This is a genomic window from Lacticaseibacillus jixiensis (assembly GCF_042847315.1).
Classification (GTDB): Bacteria; Bacillota; Bacilli; order Lactobacillales; family Lactobacillaceae; genus Lacticaseibacillus; species Lacticaseibacillus jixiensis.
The window spans coordinates 1-2,286 of the sequence record NZ_BAAFPR010000071.1 but is presented as its reverse complement, the minus strand read 5'-3'; the positions used below and the strand labels follow the sequence as shown (position 1 = coordinate 2,286).

The 2,286-nt window shown below is 48.6% G+C and carries 3 protein-coding genes; all 3 read left to right on the top strand.

Features of this window, described 5'->3' with window-relative positions:
* The first annotated feature begins 83 nt into the window (after positions 1–83).
* Genes ACGG90_RS15425 through tnpC form a run of 3 tightly spaced genes read left to right on the top strand, consistent with a single transcriptional unit; the run spans position 84 to position 2,199 of the window.
* On the top strand, positions 84–272 hold the full coding sequence (locus tag ACGG90_RS15425) for a hypothetical protein (protein ID WP_259908776.1): 189 nt from the start codon (positions 84–86) through the stop codon (positions 270–272).
* Entirely contained in the window at positions 262–624 is a 363-nt protein-coding gene (tnpB, locus tag ACGG90_RS15420) for an IS66 family insertion sequence element accessory protein TnpB (RefSeq protein ID WP_123022984.1), read from the top strand. Before ACGG90_RS15425 ends, tnpB begins: the two co-directional genes overlap by 11 nt.
* A 57-nt stretch (positions 625–681) precedes the next feature.
* The gene (gene tnpC / locus ACGG90_RS15415) at positions 682–2,199 is read left to right on the top strand and encodes an IS66 family transposase (RefSeq protein ID WP_259908773.1); all 1,518 of its coding nucleotides are present in this window, start codon (positions 682–684) and stop codon (positions 2,197–2,199) included.
* The last annotated feature ends 87 nt before the right edge of the window (positions 2,200–2,286 follow it).

Below are 2,286 nucleotides of genomic sequence, written 5' to 3'. Positions count from 1 at the left end.
GTAAGCAGGAGATAACAGCACGGATTTCCTAATCCGTTTCCCCGCAGTACACTAGCCTCATCAATTATGGTGAGGTATTTTTTATGGCAGATAAACCCGATATCGTCCAGATCAAGATGGATCAACCCAACACCCCTGCTCGCTCAGCGGCAGTGGCGTCTAAGGCGCTTCAAATCAAGTTGGCCGACAATGAGTCAGTCATCGTATACAACCACATCCAAGGCTACATTTTGGACGCGTTAATGAAGGCGGTGTTTGATCGTGCTCATTGATATGCGCCAGCTTCGTGGCATTTATTTGGTTTGTGGCAAAACTGATTTGCGGCGCGGCATTGATGGCCTCGCCGATGTCGTGAAAGAGCAATTTGAGCTGAATCCATACAACCACGCCTTATATCTTTTTTGCGGCACCCGTAAAGATCGGTTCAAGGCCCTTTACTGGGACGGCGACGGCTTTGTGCTTTTGTATAAGCGCATCGAAGATGGTAGGATTCAGTGGCCAACAACCCAAGATGAAGTCAGAAAGCTACATGCCAAGCAACTGACCCGGCTACTTTCAGGCTGGTCTTTAGACGCGAGTGTCCGGCCATTTTGTCCAAGTAAAAAAAGAGGTGAAAAGCGCTAGGCAATAAGGTTTTTAAGTGGTACACTCACACCATCAAATACGGATGGTGGCAGTGCGATGCCAAACGACACAACTGAGCTAAGCAAACTACGTGACCAAGTTAAAGCATTACAGGAACAAAACGCCGATCTTTTGGAGAAGCTTACCCAACTTCAACGTTATGTGTATGGTAATCGTTCAGAAGAGATCCACTCTGAACAAGGTACCTTCTTGAATGAGGATGCCAGTGTTTTCTTCGTCCCAGAGCACACTGGGGATCAAAGCGACCAGAGCGCAACCGCAGCTCAAGTACAAGAACCGAAGAAAAGCAAAGCCACACGTAAACAAACACTGAGCAAGTCTCTTCCAATCATTGAGACGCTTATTCCATGTGATGATGATCAATGTCCCCAAGGACATCCACTTGAAGTCGCGGGCAAACGCTTTGTTCGAGAAGAAGTCGTCATTATTCCGCAAGTGATCTATCGACACCAGATCTACGAGGAAGTCAAAAAGTGTGCGACCTGCGCCAAACAAACGGATCATACTCAATTCTTCCAAGGTCACGCACCGCGTCCTTTGATTGCCCACAGTTTGGGTTCCGCATCAATGGTCGCCACCATTGCATATAATAAGTATGGGTTGTCCTTACCACTTTATCGACAAGCCAAAGAATTTAAGCGAGCCGGTGTTGATCTTCCCGAAACCACTTACGCTAATTGGATGACCAAAGCTTCGGTCGTCGTCCAGCCGGTGGTTGATCTAATTCGGGAACATCTGGTGGCGCAGCCGTTTTTACAAGGTGACGAAACGCCATATAAGGCGATCCGTGATCCTCGTAAATCGGGTCGATCGCACGGCTACATGTGGGTGATACGTTCGGTGCAGTCATCCAGTGAGCCTGGCGTTTATTACGCGTATGATGCCACTCGCGCCGGGGCCTTTGCCCAAGAGTTGTACAACGGCTTCTCCGGTGTGCTCCAGTGTGATGGTTATTCAGGCTATAACAAGCTGGACAAGGCCATCACGCGCACTGGGTGTATGGCGCATGTTCGACGCAAATTCTATGAAGCCGCTGTGCACTTGAAAAACGGCATCAAAGACTCGGTGCCATTGAAGATGATCGATACCATGTTCACATTGGAGCGCCAGGTCCAGCATGCGCCAGCAAGAGAGCGCCAAGCTTTTCGAATAAAGAATATCGCCCCGCTCATGAAGAAATTCTGGTCGTGGATCGATGGCCTCACTGCGTTGCCAAAAGGCGCATTGGGAAGAGCGGTGAAGTATGCCCAAAATCAGCGGACCTATCTTGATCGACTTATGGACTACGGTGAAGTCGACTTGAGTAATAATGCGACCGAACGTAGTGTCAAAGACTTGGTGATTGGACGTAAGAACTACTTATTCAGTACCAGCGTTGATGGCGCAAAGGCCAATGCGAACATGATGACTTTGTGCGAAACCGCCAAAGCCAATCAGCTGGACGTGTTCAAGTATTTGAAGTGTTTATTCGAAAAGCTTCCGCAGTTGCCGGAATTTGAACTGAACGAGACAACCTTGGCGCCGTACTTGCCATGGAACATCAATCTGGACTAACAACAGAAAATCGGGCCAAGACACATCTTAGCGATGTGACTTGGCCCGATTTTGGCGTTACTAACGTGTGATTATCTCCTGCTTACC

What these genes read in the sequence shown, in the direction of transcription:
- ACGG90_RS15425 (WP_259908776.1), top strand. Translation starts at nt 84, where the DNA reads ATGGCAGATAAACCCGATATCGTCCAGATCAAGATGGATCAACCCAAC.
- tnpC (WP_259908773.1), top strand. Translation starts at nt 682, where the DNA reads ATGCCAAACGACACAACTGAGCTAAGCAAACTACGTGACCAAGTTAAA.